We start from the raw sequence: 19,991 nt of genomic DNA on the forward strand, positions 1-19,991 counted from the left end.
TGCATCACCATGCCCAGCAACGCATACCTTTGGCTCCAACGCACCCGCAGCCTCTGGCCGGGCATCGCCTCGCCGCTGCTCATCATGCTGGCCGCTACCTTTGTCTCTGAACATTACGGCGGCCCACAACTGCTGTACGCCCTGCTGTTCGGTCTGGCCTTTCACTTCCTGCACCAGGACGAACGCTGCCGACCCGGCATTGAGTTCTGCGCCAAAACCCTGCTGCGCATCGGTGTGGCCCTGCTGGGCGCGCGCATCACGCTGGCGCAAATCGGCCAGCTCGGCATCGGTCCGCTGGCCACCGCCCTGCTGGGGGTTGCCAGCACCATTGCACTGGGCGCCTGGCTGGCGCGGCGCCTGGGCCTTGCCACCGACTTCGGCCTGCTCTGCGGTGCAGCCGTGTCCATCTGCGGCGCGTCGGCGGCACTGGCGGTTGCGGCCGTCATGCCGAAAACCGAGGAGAACGAGCGCCACACGCTGCTCACCGTGGTCGGCGTAACAGGCTTGTCGACGCTGGCAATGGTGGTCTACCCCTTGCTGGTCAAGGTGCTGGGCCTGGACGAAACCAGCGCCGGCATCTTTCTGGGCGGCACGATCCATGACGTGGCGCAAGTGGTGGGTGCAGGCCTGATGATTTCCCATGATGCCGGCGATGTGGCGGTGATCGTCAAGCTGTTCCGTGTCACGCTGCTGGTGCCGGTGGTAGCGGTGCTTGCATATTACTGGCGGCGCCAGATCAGCACACCAGGCAATGCCGGCCGGCGTGCACCTTTGCTGCCTTTTTTTCTGATGGGGTTCATGGCGCTGGTACTGCTGAATAGCGCGGGCGTGGTCACACAGCAGCTCACAAACGCGCTGAGCCATGTCTCCCGGGTTTGCCTGGTGATCGCCATTTCGGCGCTGGGCATTAAAACCTCGTTCGAGGAACTGGTGCGGCTGGGCTGGCGGCCCATGGCGTTGATGCTGGTAGAAACCGTGTGGCTCGCCGCGGTGTTCGCCGCGTACCTCTGCGTTCTTCGGGCCTGAACCTTATTGCTATTGTTTTGATAGCTGCTCGCGCCTTCCCTTATTAGGCTGCAGCCATAAAACCCCTCAAACCAGCAGGCAAGCCGCTTCTGTCTGGTCGTCCAGGCGGCGAAGCTCGGGCACCTCTTCGGCACAACGCGCAATGGCCTGCGGGCAGCGCGTTCGAAACACGCATCCCGAGGGCGGCGACATGGGCGACGGCAGGTCGCCTTGCAGCAACTGAATCACCTTCTTTCGCTCCAGCGCCGGATCGGGAATCGGGATCGCCGAGAGCAACGCCTGCGTGTAGGGATGGCGCGGCGCGGCATACAACGCTTTCTTTTTCGCCACTTCCATTTCATGCCCCAGGTACATCACCAGGATGCGGTCGCTGATGTGTTTGACAACCGCCAGGTCATGCGCGATGAAGATCAGCGCCAGGCCCATGGACTTTTGCAGGGCCTTGAGCAGGTTGATGATCTGCGCCTGGATCGAGACATCCAGCGCCGACACCGGCTCGTCGCAGATGATGAGCTTGGGCTCCAGGATCAGCGCCCGGGCGATGCCGATGCGCTGGCACTGGCCGCCTGAAAATTCATGCGGGTAGCGGTTGATCTGCTGCGGCATCAGGCCGACGCGGCTCATCATGGTTTTAACGCGCTGCATCACTTCGGCCTCGGGCATGCGCGGCCGATGCGTGCGCAAAGGTTCGGCAATGATTTGCGCGATGGTCATGCGCGGGTCCAGCGAAGCCAGCGGGTCCTGGAAGATCATCTGGATGTCTGACCTGACGCCCAGCCAGGCCCGGGGGGAGGCGCCGGTCATTTCCTGCCCCATCCACACAATGTTGCCGGCGGTGGCAGGAATCAGGTTCAGCACGGCACGCGCCAAGGTGGATTTTCCGCAGCCCGACTCACCCACCACGCCCAGCGTTTCGCCCGCATGGATGTCGAAGGAAATGCCGTCCACGGCCTTCAGGGTGCGGGCGGGCGACCAGGGCCAGGCGCCGCTTTTGATCCTGAAGTGCACTTTCAGGTCGCGCACCGACAAAATGGGTTGAGATGCATCACGCATGGACGGCTCCCTTGGCCGCAAGTTCAGACACAGCCTCGCTGGATTTGTGGCAAGCCCTCAGCACCGCCGGGTTGTGCGTGGCCGGCAGCAACGCGGGCATCACGTCACGGCATTGGTCACTGGCCAGCGTACAGCGTTCGCTGAACGGGCAGCCCTTGGGAAGCCGCGCCATGTTGGGCGGTGCACCGGGGATGGCCACAAGCGCTTCCTCATCCGCGTCCAGGCGCGGTATGGCGCCCAGAAGGCCCACGGTATACGGATGGGAGGCACCATAAAAAATGCTGTTGGCACTGCCCTGCTCCATCACCCGCCCACCGTACAGCACCATGACTTCATCGCACAGACCGGCCACCACGCCCAGGTCGTGCGTGATCATGACAATTGCGGTGCCAAAGTCGCGCTGCAGGTCGCGCAGCAAGGCGATGATCTGCGCCTGCACCGTCACGTCCAGCGCCGTGGTGGGCTCGTCGGCGATCAGCACTTCGGGCTCACAGAGCAAGGCCATGGCGATCATCACGCGCTGGCGCATGCCGCCCGAAAACTCGTGCGGGTACATGGTGATACGGCGGGCAGCTTCCGGGATCTTGACCGCATCGAGCAGTTGCACCGACCTGGCGCGGGCGGACTTCCGGTCCAGGCCCTTGTGGAACTGCAGCACTTCAGTCATCTGCCGCTCTACCGTCAGGTAAGGGTTCAGCGAAGTCATCGGGTCCTGGAAGATCATCGCGACGCGGTTGCCGCGTATCTTGTTGAGCTCGGCCGGCTTCATGGCCAGCAGATCCTGGCCCTTGTACAAGGCCTGGCCGGTGGCTTTGCCATTGCCCGCGAGCAGCCCCATCATGGCCAGCACGCTCTGACTCTTGCCAGAACCGCTCTCGCCGACGATGCCCAGGGTCTGGCCGCGCTCCAGCGAAAAGTTGATGCCGTTGACGGCGTAGATCAGCCCGTCCTGGGTCTGGAACTGAACCCCGAGGTTATTGACTTCAATCAGGCTCATGGTGCGGCTCAGCGGTCTTTGGGGTCGAGCGCATCACGCAGGCCGTCCCCGATGTAATTGAAGCAGTACAGCGTCAGCGAGAGCATCCCCGCCGGAAACAGCAGCATCCAGGGCGAGACCTCCATGACGGATGCACCGTCGTGGATCAGCACGCCCCAGCTTGTCATGGGCTCCTGGATGCCCAGCCCCAGGAATGACAGCACGGACTCGACCAGGATCACGGCCGGCACGGTGACCGTGGTGTAGATCGCGACGATGCCCAGAAGATTGGGAACAATGTGCTGGAAGATGATGCGCCGCGTGGGCACGCCCAGCGCACGGGCCGCTTCAATGAACTCCTTGGAGCGCAGCGACAGCGTCTGGCCGCGCACCACGCGTGCCATGTTCATCCAGGAGAACACCGTGATGGTGATCACCACCAGGTAAAAAGCCCGCCCCAATATGGTCACCATCAGGATGGCGATCAACAGGTAAGGCACGGCATACATCATGTCGACGACGCGCATCATGAAGGCATCTACCCTGCCGCCTATGAAGCCCGCCGTCGCACCCCACACAATGCCCAGCGTCACGGCCGACAGCGTCGCCAGGAAACCCACCAGCAGCGAGACGCGGCCGCCCACCAGGCTGCGCACCAGCAGGTCGCGGCCCGACTCGTCGGTACCGAAAAAATGCGCATTCTTGAGCGTGGGCGGCAGGCTCATCGCGTCCCAGTCGGCCGCATCGAAGGCATGCGGCAGCAACCAGGGCCCGACGATGCAGCAAAGCGTGATGAATGCCAGCAGGTACAGGCTGAACACCGCGGCCTTGTTGCGCATGAAGCGCACGCGCGCATCTGCCCAGGGGCTGCGGCCGTGGATCTCGGCGTCGGCCAGCGTCTGGCCGACAGCCGCAGCGAGCTGGTCTTGTCTGGTTTTTTGTTCGAACAACATGCAGGCCTCTGCTCAGTACCGGATCTTCGGGTCGAGCAAGGCGTAGGCCAGGTCCACCAGCAGGTTCAGCGTGACGGCAATCACGGTCACCAGTACAACGAGGCCCAGTACCAGGGTGTAGTCGCGGTTGGCGGCGCCATTGACGATCAGCTTGCCGATGCCCGGCAGGGAGAACACCGACTCGGTCACGATAGCCGACGTGATCGATGAGATCGCCAGGGGGCCCATGACAGACACCACCGGCAGCAGCGCGGGCTTAAGGGCGTGGCGCAGGATGACGACGCGCATGGGCAGGCCCTTGGCGCGCGCGGTGCGGATGAAGTTGCTGTGCAACACCTCAATCAGGCTGCCGCGCATGACGCGCGCGATGGTGGCCACGTTGATGAAAATCAGCAGCAGCATGGGCAGGATCATGAAACGCGGGGCGAAATCATTCCAGCCCCCGGCCGGCGCCCACTTCAGCCAGACGGCGAACACCAGAATCAGGACTGGGCCGATCACAAACGAGGGAAACACATGCCCGGCGTTGCCGAGCAGCATCACGAGGTAGTCGACCGCGCTGTTCTGGCGCACGGCGGCCACCGTGCCCAGGAACACACCCAGAAAGAAGGAGATGACGATGGCACCCCCACCTATCGCCGCGGACACCGGCAGCGCGTTGGCCACCAGTTCATTGACAGACCAGTCGGCATAACGGAACGAAGCGCCCAGGTCGCCGTGCAGCAGGCTGTTGAGGTAATACAGGTATTGTTGCCACAGTGGCAGATCGAGGTGGTACTTGGCCTGCAGGTTGGCCAGCACCGCAGCGGACACCTTGCGTTCGTCGTCGAAAGGCCCGCCGGGCGTGCCGTGCAGCAGGAGATAGCAGACGGTGACGACGGCCAGCAAGGTGGGAATCGTCGCCAGGATGCGCCTGAAGGTGTAGGACCACATGGGGAATATCTCCGGGCTAGGTCTATGTCAGTGTGAGCGCCTGAGCGCGTCGGCCAGGCACAGCTTAGCCCTGAAAGACCTGCGAGGCATCAGAAAAAACATTGAAAGGCGGTGAAAAGCAGATCAAGGACAGGCAGGCACACAGGGCACCTGCCCGGACGGACATCAATGCTTGACGATGTACAGGTCCTTGCCGCGGTAGCGGTCCAGCGCGTTGGTGGTCGAGTAGCCACCCACATAAGGCTTGACCAGCCGCGGTACGGTGTATTGCAGCAAAGGGATGATGGGATAGTCTTCCATGATCATCTTTGCGGCTTGCGTCAGCAGCACCTTGCGCTTGGCCGGGTCCATCGACTGGTTGCCTTCGTCGATCAGCGCGGAGGCCTTGCGGTTGCAGCTGTTGTGGTAGTTCTGGTCAGAATCGCACTGCACCAGCGTGAGCCAGGTGGTGGCGTCGTTGTAGTCGGCGATCCAGCCGTTGCGGGCGATCTGGTAATCCTTGTCGGTGCGCTTCTTGATGAGCACCTTGAACTCCATCGCTTCGAGTTCAACGTCCAGGCCCAGCTTGGTTTTCCACTCCGAGGCCGCGAAGATGGCCATTTTCTTGTGATAGTCGCTGGTGTTGTAGGAGAACTTCAGCTTGGTGCCGGCCGGAAGGTTGGCCTCCTTCAGCAGCTTTTTGGCTTCGGCGATGCGCTTGTCGGCGGGCCATTTGGCCCAATCGTAAGAGGTGACGTCGGCGCCCGAGGTGCCTTTGACGATCACGCCGTAAGCAGGGGTCTGGCCGTCGGCCGTCACGCGCTGCGCGAGGATGTCGCGGTCCAGCGCCATCGACAGCGCCTTGCGCACACGGATGTCCTTGAGTGCCGGGTCTGCATTGTTGAGCGAGTAATAGCGCAGGCCCAGCATGTCGGTGTTGCGGATTTCCTTGGGGTATTGCGCCTTGTACTTGTCGAAGGTGCCGGGCGGGAGCTGGTAGACCCAGTCGTTCTCGCCCGACTCATAGAGCTTCACATCGGCATTGCCGTCTTCGACAGAGAGATAGGTGAGTTTGGTGAGCTGGACATTCTTCGCGTCCCAGTACGACGGGTTCTTGACCAGGATGATCTTGCTGTTGACCTGCCAGTCTTTCAGCGAGAAGGCGCCGTTGTTCACCATGTTGGCGGGCCGGGTCCAGTCTTTGCCGAATTTCTCGATCGTGGCTTTATGCAAGGGCGCGAGCTGGGGATTGGAGACGACCTCGGGCAGAAAACCGACCGGGAAAGGCGTCTTGATCTCCAGGGTATAGGGATCGATGGCCTTGACGCCGAGTTCGGTGACGGGCTTCTTGCCTTCAATGATTTCTTTGGCATTGAGCAGGAAGACGCCGTAGGTGGAAGCGTATTTGGAGGCGGTCGCCGGATCGACGAAGCGGCGCATGCTGTAGATGAAATCTTCAGCCGTCACCGGGTCGCCGTTGGACCATTTGGCGTTCTTGCGCAGCTTGAAGACCCAGGTCAGAGGGTCGACCTGCTTCCAGCTCTCCGCTACGGCAGGGACGATCTTGCCGTTTTGGTCGGCAGCAGCCAGCCCTTCGAACATGTCGCGGATCACGTTGTTGGCCGGAACACCAGTCGCCAGTGCCGCATCCAGGGTTTCAGGCTCGGAGCCATTGTTGCGGACCAGTTCCTGCGTCTCGTGCAGCTTCACGCCCGCGGGCACCGTGGCCGCAGCCGCCAGGCCAGCCAGGCCGGCCAAGGCCAGCAGCACGGCGCTTGTCAGCGCCTTCATCGTCCAGTTTGAGTTCATGCCTGTTGCACTCCCGAATAGAAAATTGGCGGGCTTGTGGCCCGCCATGGTTGATGGAACGGGGACCCTCTCGTGAGAGGAGCCCCCGTTTGCCTGTCAGTCGGCGCGAATATACCGCCGCGTCAGGTGCGGCCCCGTAGGGAGTAACCCTTCAGCAATTAACGTGCCTTCACGAAGCCATGGGTGGCGCGGAAGTCAGGGGGATACATAGGGAACACTTGCTCACAATTGAACGAGCGAGGCGACAGGACGCGGCAGCCACCGGGCACGGGCAGGTACCGCGATTCAAGCCGTGCATCGCGGCACGGCTGGAGCCAGTGCCTGGCTCAAGCCTTCATGCAATTCCGGCGGCGAAGTGGCGGCGCCTTCTGACGCCATGGCGAGTGTCCGCAGGGTTGCTATTGTTTTGATAGCTGCTTGCGCCCACGATGATTGGCTTGCAGGCACAAATCACCTGAATTTTGGGTGCCGGAAGAAAACCGGCTGTCCTGCTTTTTGTGAGAATTCATACAAAAATAGCTGCCAGCCCAATAACCATGTGCGCAAGCAGCTATCAATCTTGTAGCACGCGTGTCTGATCCCCGCAGACGCCCTCAGGCGCCGCGCACCCGCTCAGCGGCTGAGCTGGGTGGACGCCTTCAGGCTCAAGGCTTCCTCAGGCGGCTCTTTCCAGCCGCCACCCAGGGTCTTGTACAGCGTGACCTGGCTTTGCAGCTGGGCCAGCCGGGTTTGCACCACTGCCTGACGTGCGGCGAACAGCGAACGCTGCGCATCGAGCTGGTCCAGGTAGCTGGCCACACCGTTCTGGTAGCGCAGATCAGCCAGCTTGAAACGCGTCGCCTCGGCATTGGCCTGCGCCTGCTGGGCACGCAGTTGCTCGCCCAGGGTGTCGCGGCCCGCCAGCGCATCGGCGACTTCACGGAAAGCTGTCTGGATGGACTTTTCGTACTGGGCGATGGCAATGTCACGCCCGGCGTTGGCCGAATCCAGCCCGGCACGGTTACGGCCTGCATCAAAAAGCGGAAGGATCAGCTGCGGCGCCAGCGTCCAGCCGTAGGATCCGCTCTTGAACAGGCCCGACAGGTGCGAGCTGGCGCTGCCGGCAGAAGCCGTGAGCGAGATGCGCGGGAAAAAAGCCGCACGGGCAGCGCCGATGTCGGCGTTGGCAGACAGCAGCTGTTGCTCAGCCTGGCGGATGTCAGGGCGGCGTTCCAGCAAATCAGACGGCAACCCCGCCGGCACGTCCACCATCATGGGTGCGTCGGCCAGGCCTTTGCCGGCAGGCAAGGCCACCGCCAGGTCACCGCTGAGGGGCTGGCCGATCAGCAGGGTCAGGGCGTTCTGGTCCAGCGCACGCTGGCGCACCAGTTGGGCCAGCGATGCACGGGCGGCTTCGGTCAATGACTCGGCCTGGCGGAAATCCAGCTCGGAAGCAACGCCGTTGTCAAAGCGCAGCTTGCTGAGCTTGAAGGACTCTTCCCGTGTAGCCAGCGTCTGCTGCGTGATGGCCAGCAGTTCTTCGTCGGCCAGCAGGCTGAGGTAGGTGTTGGCCACCGACGCAATCAGGCTGATCTGTGCCGTCTTGCGACCTTCTTCCGTAGCCAGGTACTGCGCCAATGCCGCTTCCTTCAGGCTGGAGACCCGGCCGAAAAAGTCGAGCTCATAGGACGGCATCAACAAACCGCCGGTGTAGGAGCTCGTGATGCTGCCGTTACCGTTGGCATTGGGCTGGCGCGAACCGGTGATGCCGGCATTGATCGTGGGGAACTGGTCGGCACGCTGGATCCGGTACTGGGCCCTGGCTTGCTCAATATTGAGCACGGCAATGCGCAGGTCGCGGTTGTTGCGCAGCGAGGCCTCGATCAGCTGCCGCAGTTTGGGGTCGCTGAAAAAAGCCTGCCACTCGATGTCGGCCGCAGCGACAGTCGGAGCCGGTGCGGTAGCAGCAGGCTGCGCCTTCGCGGAACCGGTGGTGAAACCGGAAACAGCCGGCCACTGGTCTGCAACAGGCGCAGCCGGGCGCTCATACTTCGGGATCATCGAGCAGCCGGCCAGCAGTGCCGCAGCACCAACCGCCAAAAGCTGCGGAAACCTGGGTTTCATGCTGGATTTATTCATGGGCTTTACCCTCACTTCCTTCTTCTCCGGTGATGCCTGCTGCTTTGGCATGCTCCGAATACATCCTGTTTTGCCGCTCGCTGCCCTTGAAGAGGCCGCGCACGACCACAAAGAACACCGGAACGAAAATCACCGCCAGGATCGTGCCGGTGATCATGCCGCCGATCACGCCGGTGCCGATGGCGCGCTGGCTCGCGGAGCCGGCGCCGGAAGCCAGTACCAGCGGCAGCACGCCCAGGCCGAAGGCCAGCGACGTCATGACGATGGGACGGAACCGTAGATGCGCGGCGGCCAGCGCCGACTCGATGACACCTTTACCCTGCGCCTGCAGGTCCTTGGCGAACTCGATGATCAGAATCGCGTTCTTCGCCGACAGGCCGATGATGGTGATCAGCCCCACCTGGAAGTACACGTCATTCGAATAACTGCGCAGCAGCGTTGCCAGCAACACACCGATCACGCCTAGCGGCACCACCAGGATCACCGCGAGCGGAATGCTCCAGCTTTCGTACAGGGCGGCAAGGCACAGGAACACCGCGAGGATGGCAAAGCCGTAGAGCAGCATGGCCTGCGCGCCTGCGAGTTTTTCCTCGCGCGACTGGCCCGTCCATTCGAAACCGAAGCCCTGCGGCAGTTGCGCTGCGAGTTTTTCCATCTCGGCCATCGCTGCGCCCGAGCTGTAGCCTGGCGCAGCGCTGCCGCTGATACGCACGGCCGGGTAGCCGTTGTAACGCACCGTTTGCATGGCACCCTTGATCCACCGCGTGCTGGCAAACGACGACAACGGAACCGGCAGGCCGCGGCTGTTGATGGCGTTGAGCCGGAGCAGGTCGTCGGGCTGCATGCGCGAAGGCGCGTCGGCCTGGACCACCACGCGCTGCAGGCGTCCCTGGTTGGGGAAGTCGTTCACATAGCTGGAACCCAGCGAGGTGGACAGGACCGCGTTGATCGCGTCAAACGGCACGCCCAGCGCATTGGCTTTGTCGCGGTCAATGTCGAGCTGCAGCTGCGGCGCATCTTCCAGGCCATCGGGCCGTACTTGTGTGAGCACCGGACTCTTGGCAACCATGCCCAAAAGCTGGTTGCGTGCGTTGATAAGCGCATCATGTCCCGCACCGCCGCGGTCCTGCAGGCGGAAGCTGAAGCCCGAGGCCGTGCCCAGTTCGGGAATGGGTGGGGGGCTGAGCGGAAAGATGAAGGCATCACGCACACCCATGAGGGCGCCGAAAGCCCGTCCTGCTATCGCTGAGGCCGAATGCGCTTCGCCGTCGCGCTCGTTCCAGTCCTTGAGCGTCACGAACGCCAGCGCGGCATTCTGGCCCTGGCCGGAAAAGCTGAAGCCAAGCACGCCGACCATGCTTTCGACTTCCGGCTGCTTGAGCATGAAACCCTCGACTTTTTCCATCACCGAAAGCGTGCGCTCGTAAGTTGCGCCCGGCGGCAACTGCACGTTCACCAGCAGGTTGCCCTGGTCTTCATTGGGCAGGAAGGATGTGGGCAAACGCAGGTATACCACCGCCACAGCGGCAATGATGGCCACATAGATCACCAGGTAACGTGCGGCGCGTTTGAGAATACGCGCGACCATGCTTTCATAGCTTTTTGCGGTGCGCGAGAACCCCCGGTTGAACCAGCCGAAAAAACCCTTTTTCTCGTGATGGTGCCCAGCCTCAACCGGCTTGAGCAGCGTGGCGCAAAGTGCCGGCGTGAGGGACAGGGCCAGGAAGGCGGAAAAGCCGATGGACGAAACCATCACGGCGGAGAACTGGCGGTAGATGTTGCCGGTCGAGCCCGCGAAAAATGCCAAAGGCACAAACACGGAAATCAGCACCACGGTGACGCCAATGATGGCGCCCGAAATCTGGCCCATCGCCTTGCGGGTGGCCTCCAGCGGCGGCAAGCCCTCTTCGGTCATGATGCGTTCGACGTTTTCGACGACCACGATCGCATCGTCAACGACGATACCGATCACCAGCACCATGCCGAACATGGTCAGCACGTTGATGGAGAAACCGAGCGCCAGCAAGGTGGCAAAAGTACCCAGCAGTGCAATCGGCACCACGATGGTCGGGATGATGGTGTAGCGCCAGTTCTGCAGGAACAGGAACATGACCAGGAACACCAGGGCTACGGCCTCGAACAATGTTTCAGCAACCTGGGAGATCGAAATCTTGACGAAGCGCGAGCTGTCGTAGGGGATGCTCCACTTCATGCCTTGCGGAAAATAGCGCTCGAGCTCGGTCATCTTGGTTCGAACGGCCTTGGCAGCGGCAAGCGCGTTGCCGCTGGGTGCCAGCTGAACACCGATACCGATCGCCGTCTTGCCGTTCAGGCGAGCCGACGTGGCATACGTCTGGCCACCCAGTTCGATGCGGGCCACGTCTTTAAGGCGCACCGACGACCCGTCGGTATTGGCGCGAAGGACAATGTTGCCGAACTGCTCGACATTGGCAAGCTGGCCGGTGACTACCACGGTGGCAGCAATGCCTTGTCCCGCCACATTGGGGCGGTCGCCGATACTGCCGGCCGACACCTGGGCGTTTTGCGCGCGGATGGCGTTGTTAACGTCATTTGCCGACAGGCTGAAGCCCGTGAGCTTGGCCGGATCCAGCCAGATGCGCATGGCGCGCTCACTGCCGAAGAGCTGGGCCTGGCCGATTCCTTTGACACGCTGGATCTCGGGCACGATGTTGCGCGAAGCGTAATCACCGAGCGCGACGGGGTCGTGCGCGGGATTGTCGGACGACAGCATGATGAACAGCAGGAAGTTGGAGCGTGATTTGTCGACGCGAACGCCTTGCTGCGTGACCGCGGCGGGCAGCCGCGGTGAGGCGCGCGACAGGCGGTTCTGCACATCCACCTGCGCGAGATCGGGATTGGTGCCGGGCTCGAAGCTCAGCGTGATGCTGCCGGAGCCGTCGGCCTGCGCCACCGACTCCATGTAGATCAGGCCGGGTGAACCGTTCATCTCTCGCTCGATCACCGACAGCACGCTGTCTTCGAGCGTCTGGGCAGAAGCGCCGGGATAGGCGGTGTTGACGACAATCGAAGGCGGCGCGACCGGCGGGTACTGGGCTATCGGCAGCTGCGTGATCGCCACGCCGCCAACCACCAGGATGAACAGTGCGATCACCCAGGCAAAGATCGGCCGATCAATAAAAAACTTGGCCATGTAGTTGGCTCCTTACTTCGCTGCTGCAGAAGCAGCGGAGGCAGCAGGCGCAGCAGCTTGCGCACCGGAGGCGGCGGATGCGGGGGCGGAAGCCGCATCGGCCGGCTTCGCACCGGCCGGTTGCCACGGCACGGGCTTCACCGGTGCGCCCGGCTGCAGTTTCTGGAACCCGTCCACCATGACTTTTTCGCCGGTCTTTAAGCCGTCGAGCACCACCCACTGGTTGCCCTTGGCGGAGCCGATCTTGATGGGACGCGGGCTGACTTTTCCATCGTCGCCCACCACCATGACAGTGTCGCCCTGCGCGGTGCGCGTGACAGCTTGCTGGGGCAAGGTGATGGCGTTGCTGGCCTGCGCCTGCTCCAGGCGTACGCGCACATAAAGGCCGGGAAGCAGCTGGCCCCCGGGATTGGGCACTTCAGCCCTCAGGGTCACCTGCCCCGTCGTGGAGTCGACCGTCAGGTCGGAAAACAGCAGGCGGCCGGGACGGGCGTATTCGGTGCCATCTTCGAGCACGATGCGCACGCTAGCCGCTTCGGCGCCCGTGGCACGTTTGAACTGACCACTTTCCATGGCAGCACGCAGCTTCATGATTTCAGGGGCGGATTGCGTGAAGTTCACATACATCGGGTTGATCTGCTGGACGACAGCCAGCTGGGTGGCCTCGCCTTGGCCGACCAAAGCGCCTTCGGTGACCAGCGCACGGCCAATGCGGCCCGAGATTGGGGCTGTCACTGCGGCGTAGCTCAGGTTGATGCTGGCTGTCTGCACATTCGCCTTGCCCACAGCAACGTCGGCCTCCGCCTGCTTTTGCGCTGCAACGGCGTTGGCATATTCCTGCTTGCTGATGGCGTTGGCCTCTACCAGCGGCTTGTAACGCTCGGCCAATGCGGCGGCCTGCGCCAGGTTGGCCTCAGCGCGCGCCTGGCCCGCTTTCGCGCTGGCGGCGGCGGCGGCATATGGTGCGGGATCAATCGTGAACAGCGCCTGCCCTTCTTTTACGTCGCTGCCTTCACGGAACAGCCGTTTTTGCAGGATACCGGCCGCGCGGGCCCTGACCTGTGCCACGCGTGAAGCCTCCAGGCGGCCCGGCAACTCGGTCACCAGACCGACGTCACCCTGGGTAACTGTCACCACACCCACTTCCGCAGGAGGCGGTGCCCCGCCGGGAGCACCGGCACCCTTGCCGCATCCGGCCAGGAACAATGTGAGTGCAGCAACCAGGACGAGAGGCTGGTATGGCGCAAAAGAGGAGAATAAAGGCGAATGGACAATGCGAGACTTGGGCATGCTGATCCTCAAAATTTGGGAAAAAAGCGGAAAGCGGAATATGTGAGCGGCGTTTGATGCAAGTCATCGTTTTGCCGAAAACAAAAAGAATAAGGGTTTTTACGAGTGATATAGTTTACATACATTTGTGAATGTATACGACAACCCGCTAAATTGACTTGCAGGAGACATGGATTGGCCCGTCGGACAAAAGAAGAAGCCATGGCGACCCGGCACAAGCTGCTGGATGCGGCTGAACATCTATTTCAGGCTCAAGGTGTCTCACGCACGAGCTTGCAGGACATTGCACGCCGCGCAGGCGCCACACGCGGTGCGGTCTACTGGCATTTCAAGGACAAGGCAGACCTGTTCAACGCCATGATGGAGCGGGTTACCCTGCCCATGGAGAACTCGTTCAACCAGGAAATAGACCCGCAGCAACATCCGGGCGAGGACTTCCTCAATCCGATGGACAGGATACGACGCTCCACTGCCAACGCGCTGCGACAAATTGTGACCGACGCGCAAACGCGGCGCGTCTTTGAAGTCGCGACCCAGAAGGTCGAATATGTGGAAGAACTCCAGGCGGTTCGCCTGCGTCACCTGGCAGTGCGCGGTGGTTTTTTATCCGGCATCCAGCAAAGCATAGAGGCGGCAGCTGCACAAATGCGCCTCCAGTTGCCTGCACCGGCTTCAGCGGCGGCGCAGGGGCTGCATGCGCTGATCGATGGCCTGATACAGAACTGGCTGCTGGATCCGGGGGCTTTTGACCTGCTGGAAGTCGGCCAGCATGCGATAGACGTTTACCTGCGGGGACTCGGCTTTCCTGGCTCGCCCGCAGCCTCAGACTCACCCAAGCCGGCTTAGTGCAAATGCCGGGGCTTGCGGCCACCGCCGCCATGGCCGGAGCCACCTTGGGGTCCGCCCAGGCCGCGCGGCGGTTTACCGAGTTGCATGGAGTTCACCAGTGCATCAAAGCGCTGCTCGAACAGCTTGTCGACGGCCGCAACGACCTCACCGAGCTCTGATCCGTCAAAGTGGCGCTCCATCAGGCCGATCATGTCCTGGACCAGGAGATCGCGCTGCACCTGCATGATCGCTGCCGGCGTGGGACCTACAAAATACATCGCGAAATCATCACGGGCTTCCTCTTCGTCTGCGCCTTCATCTTCGTCAAAGTCGGAGTCGTAGAAGGTCACTTCGATGGGAGCGCCCGCTTCAGCGAGGTCGTTCAGGCCCATGCACATTTCGTCGAGCGCCTGGCGAAAGTCTTCGTCGCCAGGGACTGTCCAGCACATTTGAAGCAAATGTTTTTGCGCGTCGAACCGGATGCCCGGCTCTTCCTCATAAGCGCTGGCAGCACCGGCCGCCAGGGACTTGGAGCCGGTGTATTTCCACAGTGGCTTGAGAGCCTCCTGCAGCTGTTCAAAATTAACGTCCGCGCGCAATGGCACTTCGCCGTGGACGTGGATCTCAAAAGGTGTGTTGTAGCGGGACATGATGGAATTTATCTTACCCAGTTTTCGAAAGCGCGCCCGGCGCGTGGGTGAGCCGCCCAATCGTGGTGCCTGAGACCGGAATCGAACCGGTACGCCCGTTATTCACGAAGCGGCGGATTTTAAGTCCGCTGTGTCTACCTATTTCACCACTCAGGCTCAAACGCCGTTTTCAAACGGCCGGCAGCGTATTGTCAAACAAAAAAGCCCCATAACTGGGGCTGGTTGCAGGAAGCTGTGATGGAGGCGCGGGCCGGAGTCGAACCGACCTACTCGGATTTGCAATCCGGTACATAACCGCTTTGTTACCGCGCCGTATTCTGTCTGCTTGATAAAGCCCGACGGCTTTACCCAATAATCCAACGAAACCCCCAATGAAAAAGGACAGCATTTTTAAAGTGCTGCCCTTTGAATTGGAGCGGGAGAAGAGTCTCGAACTCTCGACCTCAACCTTGGCAAGGTTGCGCTCTACCAACTGAGCTACTCCCGCGATTACAGCCTCAAATTATAGCGTAGTTTTTTGAGCTTTTCCAAAAGCCGCAAAAAACTTTGCGAAAGGCCTCATTAATGCTTCACCGTACCGGCTGCTTCCGCAGGCGGAACCACAGCAGCCGGCGCAACAACAGCGGCTTCTTCGTCGGTCAGCGGAACAGGCTGGCGCTCGAGTGCAACCTGCAACACCTGGTCGATCCATTTCACCGGCACGATCTCCAGGCCGCTCTTGACGTTGTCTGGAATCTCCTGCAGGTCCTTGGCATTTTCCTCGGGGATCAGCACGGTCTTGATGCCACCCCTCAAGGCGGCGAGCAGCTTTTCCTTGAGCCCGCCGATGGCCGTGACCTCGCCGCGCAGGGTGATCTCACCCGTCATGGCCACATCACCACGCACAGGGATACCCGTCATCGCGGAAACAAAAGCAGTGGTCATCGCGGCGCCCGCGCTTGGACCGTCCTTGGGCGTCGCACCGTCCGGTACGTGGATATGGATATCGCGCTTTTCGAACATCTCGTCCTTGATGCCGAGAACCTTGGAGCGGCTGCGCACCACCGTGCGTGCGGCTTCGACGGATTCCTTCATGACATCGCCCAGCGATCCCGTACGTGTGATCACGCCCTTGCCGGGCATCATGGCAGCCTCAATCGTCAGCAAGTCGCCGCCGACTTCCGTCCAGGCCAGCCCCACCACCTGGCCGACCTGGTTTTGTTGTTCGGCACGGCCATAGTTGAACTTGCGCACCCCCAGAAAATCGTTGAGGTTATCGGGTGTCACGACGACCTTGGGTGCCATCTTTTTGAGCTGGATTCCCTTGACCACCTTGCGGCAGATCTTGGAGAGTTCGCGTTCAAGCGAGCGCACGCCGGCTTCACGTGTGTAGTAACGCACGATGTCGCGCACGGCCTGCTCCTGCACTTCAAGCTCTTCTTCCTTCACGCCGTTGTTCTTGACCTGCTTGGGCAACAGATAGCGCATCGCGATGCTGGTCTTTTCGTCTTCGGTGTAACCGGACAGGCGAATAACCTCCATGCGGTCCAGCAAGGCCGGCGGAATATTCATCGAGTTCGAGGTTGCCACGAACATCACATCGCTCAGGTCGAAGTCCACCTCGACATAGTGGTCACCGAAGGTGTGATTCTGCTCAGGGTCGAGCACCTCCAGCAGCGCGCTGGAGGGGTCACCACGGAAGTCGGTGCCCAGCTTGTCAATCTCATCCAGCAGGAACAGCGGATTGCGCGTGCCGGCCTTGGTCAGGCTCTGCAGAACCTTGCCCGGCAAGGCGCCGATATAGGTGCGGCGATGGCCGCGAATTTCAGCCTCATCGCGCATGCCGCCCAAAGCCATACGCACGTACTTGCGGCCCGTAGCTTTGGCGATCGACTGGCCCAGGGAGGTTTTACCAACCCCCGGAGGCCCAACCAGACACAGGATCGGAGCCTTGAGCTTGTCCACGCGCTGCTGCACCGCAAGATACTCAACAATACGGTCTTTGACTTTTTCAAGACCGTAGTGGTCTTCGTTAAGAACGTTCTCGGCGTTGCCCAGGTCGTGCTTGATCTTGGTCTTTTTGCTCCACGGCAGGCCGGTCAACACATCGATATAGGTGCGCACCACGGTCGCCTCGGCGGACATGGGCGACATGAGCTTGAGTTTTTTGAGCTCGCTCTCGGCCTTTTTACGGGCTTCCTGCGGCATCTTGGCGGTCTTGATCTTTTTCTCGATCTCTTCGATGTCCGCCCCCTCTTCGCCTTCGCCTAGTTCCTTCTGGATGGCCTTGACCTGCTCGTTGAGGTAGAAATCGCGCTGGTTCTTTTCCATCTGACGCTTCACACGCCCACGGATTTTTTTGTCGACGTTGAGGATGTCGACCTCACGCTCAAGCTGTTCGTACAGGTTCTCTAGCCGGGCCTTGACATTGTCAAGATCCAGGATCACCTGCTTCGCATCCAGCTTGAGGGGAAGGTGCGCGGCGATCGTGTCGGCCAGGCGTCCCGCATCGTCGATGCTGGAAATCGAGGTCAGTATCTCGGGCGGAATTTTCTTGTTCAGTTTGACGTAGTGGTCAAACTGCTGCATCACGGCACGGCGCAGAGCTTCAATCTCACTGGTCTTGTCACCGGCGATCACCACCACCGGCTCAACAGGTGTGACATTGGCCGTGAAATGCTGCTCGCCCTCTTCGATCTTGTTAACACTGGCGCGCTGCTGTCCTTCCACCAAAACCTTGACGGTACCGTCAGGCAATTTGAGCAGTTGCAGGATCGTGGCAACACAGCCCACCTGGAACATATCTTCCACCGAAGGCTCATCCTTGGCAGCGGCTTTTTGTGCCACCAGCATGATGCGGCGCTCGGCTTCCATGGCCGACTCCAGCGCCTTGATGCTCTTGGGGCGACCCACGAACAGCGGGATCACCATGTGCGGAAAGACCACCACATCCCGCAGAGGCAGGAGAGGAAGGTCAATGGGGGTGGAAGGCAATGAAGTTTGTCCGGACATATAAACCTTAAACGTTGGCCGTGGCAGCCAGTTGCATGGCCCGGCGAAACACAATCAACCCAGACATGGGGCGCAGGAGGCGCTTTTCAAGCATTCCGGCCAGCCTTTTGGGGTGTTCAGGCTTTCTTGGCCGCTTCACGGTACACAAGCAAGGGAGCTTTGTTTTCTTCGATTGTGGACTCGTCCACCACCACTTTATCCACATTGCTGGCATTCGGCAGGTCGAACATGGTGTCGATCAGCGACTGCTCCAGGATGGAACGCAAGCCGCGCGCACCGGTTTTACGGGCCAGCGCCCTGCGGGCAATGGCTTTGAGTGCGGAGGGCCGGATTTCCAGATCAACCCCTTCCATGGCCAGCAACTTGCTGAATTGTTTGACCACGGCATTTTTGGGTTCTGTCAGGATTTGCACGAGTGCGTCTTCTGTGAGCTCGGCCAGCGTCGCCACGACCGGCATCCGGCCGACCAGCTCAGGAATCAGCCCGAACTTGATCAGGTCTTCAGGCTCGACATCCTTGAAGGCTTCGGTCAGGCTGCGGGCCTTCTTGCTCTTGACGGCGGCGCCAAAACCGATCCCGGAAGCTTCGGTCCGGTTCTCGATGACCTTTTCCAGACCTGAGAATGCACCGCCGCAGATAAACAGGATATTCGTGGTGTCCACCTGCAAGAAGTCCTGGTTGGGGTGCTTGCGGCCGCCCTGTGGCGGCACCGACGCCATCGTTCCTTCAATCAGCTTGAGCAGCGCCTGCTGCACACCCTCGCCTGACACGTCACGCGTGATGGACGGGTTATCGGACTTGCGCGAAATCTTGTCAATTTCGTCAATGTAGACGATTCCCTGCTGGGCACGTTCAACTTCGTAATTGCAGCTCTGCAGCAGCTTTTGGATGATGTTTTCGACGTCCTCACCGACATAACCGGCTTCGGTCAGCGTAGTAGCGTCGGCCATCACAAAGGGAACGTTGAGCGTACGCGCGAGCGTTTGGGCCAGCAGGGTCTTGCCGGAACCGGTGGGGCCGATCAGCAAAATATTGCTTTTGGTCAGCTCCACATCGTCTTTTTTGGCTTTTTCCTTATGGCGCAGGCGTTTGTAATGGTTGTACACCGCCACTGCAAGGGTGCGCTTGGCCGGTTCCTGGCCAATAACATAGCCGTCCAGTGTTCCCTTGATCTCTGAGGGCGTGGGCAGGTCGGTGCGCGTCTCACGAACGTCGTCACCAGCGGGAAGTTCGTCGCGAATGATCTCGTTGCAAAGATCGATGCACTCGTCACAGATAAAAACCGAAGGGCCAGCGATCAGTTTTTTGACTTCGTGCTGACTTTTACCGCAGAAGGAGCAGTGCAAAGTCTTTTCGCTGGAGGAGCCTTTTTTCTCGGCCATTGGGGGGATGCCTTTAAGGAGCCTGAAGGGGGAACTGTTACCTAATGATAACCAATAAAAAAACGGCGTTTCTGTTACAGAAAACGCCGTTGTTGCAGTGCAACTGAAGAACTTTCGACGCTCAGGGCCGCTTGGAAATGACCTGGTCGACCAGCCCGTACTCTTTGGCGTCTTCCGCAAACATGAAATAGTCACGTTCGGTGTCGCGCTCGATCTTTTCGATAGGCTGGCCGGTATTGGCCGCCAGGATGCGATTGAGCTGATCCCGCGTCTTGAGAATGTCTCGGGCATGGATTTCAATGTCCGACGCCTGGCCTTGCGCACCACCGGATGGTTGGTGAATCATGACGCGCGAGTTGGGCAGCGAAAAGCGCTTGCCTTTGGTGCCGGCCGACAGCAGGAAAGCACCCATGCTGGCCGCCATGCCCACGCACAGGGTGGAAACGTCGGGCTTGATGAATTGCATGGTGTCGTAAATCGCCATGCCGGCCGTCACGGAACCGCCGGGGGAGTTGATGTAGAAGGAAATGTCCTTGTCCGGGTTTTCGCTTTCCAGGAAGAGGAGCTGGGCCACCACCAGGTTGGCCGTCTGGTCATTCACCGGACCCACCAGGAAAATCACGCGCTCCTTGAGCAGGCGCGAGTAAATGTCGTAAGAGCGCTCGCCGCGGCCGGACTGCTCGATGACCATGGGCACCATGCCCAGGCCTTGCGCATCCTGAGCGCCTGCTTGCGGGCCGGTATAGCTGCCGCCGTAAATACTGTTTCGGACCATCATGTTTTCTCCAGAGATGTTTGTACTGTACCCAAAAACTCCCCCAGGGAGTTTCG

Annotated in this window: 14 protein-coding genes and 3 tRNA genes; 2 read left to right on the top strand and 15 right to left on the bottom strand. The window is 60.8% G+C overall.

Annotated features, from left to right (window positions below; genetic code table 11):
* The first annotated feature begins 9 nt into the window (after positions 1-9).
* A complete protein-coding gene (locus tag AC1DVV_RS09885) occupies positions 10-1,026 on the top strand; it encodes a YeiH family protein (RefSeq protein ID WP_477701937.1) in 1,017 nt (338 codons plus the stop codon).
* 66 nt (positions 1,027-1,092) lie between these two features.
* On the opposite strand, the gene oppF is transcribed toward AC1DVV_RS09885, so the two are convergent.
* From oppF to AC1DVV_RS09925, 8 genes are all read right to left on the bottom strand, one after another.
* Complete coding sequence (oppF, locus tag AC1DVV_RS09890; RefSeq protein WP_477701938.1) at positions 1,093-2,079, bottom strand: murein tripeptide/oligopeptide ABC transporter ATP binding protein OppF; 987 nt, start codon at positions 2,077-2,079, stop codon at positions 1,093-1,095.
* Positions 2,072-3,076, bottom strand: a complete 1,005-nt coding sequence (locus AC1DVV_RS09895; RefSeq protein ID WP_477701939.1) for an oligopeptide/dipeptide ABC transporter ATP-binding protein — start codon at positions 3,074-3,076, stop codon at positions 2,072-2,074. Before AC1DVV_RS09895 ends, oppF begins: the two co-directional genes overlap by 8 nt.
* Before the next feature lie 8 nt (positions 3,077-3,084).
* Positions 3,085-4,008, bottom strand: a complete 924-nt coding sequence (locus AC1DVV_RS09900; protein WP_457280308.1) for an ABC transporter permease subunit — start codon at positions 4,006-4,008, stop codon at positions 3,085-3,087.
* 12 nt (positions 4,009-4,020) lie between these two features.
* Positions 4,021-4,941 (bottom strand): oligopeptide ABC transporter permease OppB, encoded by a 921-nt coding sequence (gene oppB, locus AC1DVV_RS09905; RefSeq protein WP_477701940.1) that lies wholly within the window; start codon positions 4,939-4,941, stop codon positions 4,021-4,023.
* 165 nt (positions 4,942-5,106) lie between these two features.
* Entirely contained in the window at positions 5,107-6,729 is a 1,623-nt protein-coding gene (locus tag AC1DVV_RS09910) for a peptide ABC transporter substrate-binding protein (RefSeq protein WP_477701941.1), read from the bottom strand.
* Between the two features lie 612 nt (positions 6,730-7,341).
* Positions 7,342-8,847 carry an efflux transporter outer membrane subunit gene (locus AC1DVV_RS09915; RefSeq protein WP_457280305.1) on the bottom strand — a complete coding sequence of 502 codons (1,506 nt, stop codon included), beginning with the start codon at positions 8,845-8,847 and terminating at the stop codon, positions 7,342-7,344.
* Entirely contained in the window at positions 8,840-12,019 is a 3,180-nt protein-coding gene (locus AC1DVV_RS09920; protein ID WP_457280304.1) for an efflux RND transporter permease subunit, read from the bottom strand. The genes AC1DVV_RS09915 and AC1DVV_RS09920 overlap by 8 nt, the downstream gene beginning before the upstream one ends.
* A gap of 12 nt (positions 12,020-12,031) precedes the next feature.
* Positions 12,032-13,309: an efflux RND transporter periplasmic adaptor subunit gene (locus AC1DVV_RS09925; protein WP_457280303.1), complete on the bottom strand. Its 1,278-nt coding sequence runs from the start codon at positions 13,307-13,309 to the stop codon at positions 12,032-12,034.
* 174 nt (positions 13,310-13,483) lie between these two features.
* Between AC1DVV_RS09925 and AC1DVV_RS09930 the strand changes: the two genes are divergently transcribed.
* Positions 13,484-14,155 carry a TetR family transcriptional regulator gene (locus tag AC1DVV_RS09930; RefSeq protein WP_457280302.1) on the top strand — a complete coding sequence of 224 codons (672 nt, stop codon included), beginning with the start codon at positions 13,484-13,486 and terminating at the stop codon, positions 14,153-14,155.
* Here the strand turns inward: AC1DVV_RS09930 and AC1DVV_RS09935 are convergent.
* The 7 genes from AC1DVV_RS09935 to clpP all read right to left on the bottom strand — a co-directional run bounded on the left by AC1DVV_RS09935 (position 14,152) and on the right by clpP (position 19,938).
* Positions 14,152-14,787, bottom strand: coding sequence for a DUF6806 family protein (locus AC1DVV_RS09935; RefSeq protein WP_457280301.1), 636 nt, complete (start codon positions 14,785-14,787; stop codon positions 14,152-14,154). The two genes, AC1DVV_RS09930 and AC1DVV_RS09935, sit on opposite strands and share 4 nt — an antisense overlap.
* 63 nt (positions 14,788-14,850) lie before the next feature.
* Positions 14,851-14,943: transfer RNA gene (locus AC1DVV_RS09940), tRNA-Leu, on the bottom strand.
* An 82-nt stretch (positions 14,944-15,025) separates the two neighbouring features.
* Positions 15,026-15,099: transfer RNA gene (locus AC1DVV_RS09945), tRNA-Cys, on the bottom strand.
* Between the two features lie 99 nt (positions 15,100-15,198).
* Positions 15,199-15,274: transfer RNA gene (locus AC1DVV_RS09950), tRNA-Gly, on the bottom strand.
* A 74-nt stretch (positions 15,275-15,348) separates the two neighbouring features.
* Positions 15,349-17,778, bottom strand: a complete 2,430-nt coding sequence (gene lon / locus AC1DVV_RS09955) for an endopeptidase La (protein WP_457280300.1) — start codon at positions 17,776-17,778, stop codon at positions 15,349-15,351.
* A gap of 116 nt (positions 17,779-17,894) precedes the next feature.
* On the bottom strand, positions 17,895-19,160 hold the full coding sequence (gene clpX / locus AC1DVV_RS09960; protein WP_457280299.1) for an ATP-dependent Clp protease ATP-binding subunit ClpX: 1,266 nt from the start codon (positions 19,158-19,160) through the stop codon (positions 17,895-17,897).
* Positions 19,161-19,281: 121 nt separating this feature from the next.
* A complete protein-coding gene (gene clpP / locus AC1DVV_RS09965) occupies positions 19,282-19,938 on the bottom strand; it encodes an ATP-dependent Clp endopeptidase proteolytic subunit ClpP (protein WP_457280298.1) in 657 nt (218 codons plus the stop codon).
* Positions 19,939-19,991 lie beyond the last annotated feature (53 nt).

The sequence above is a fragment of the Polaromonas sp. P3_B4 genome (assembly GCF_056402835.1).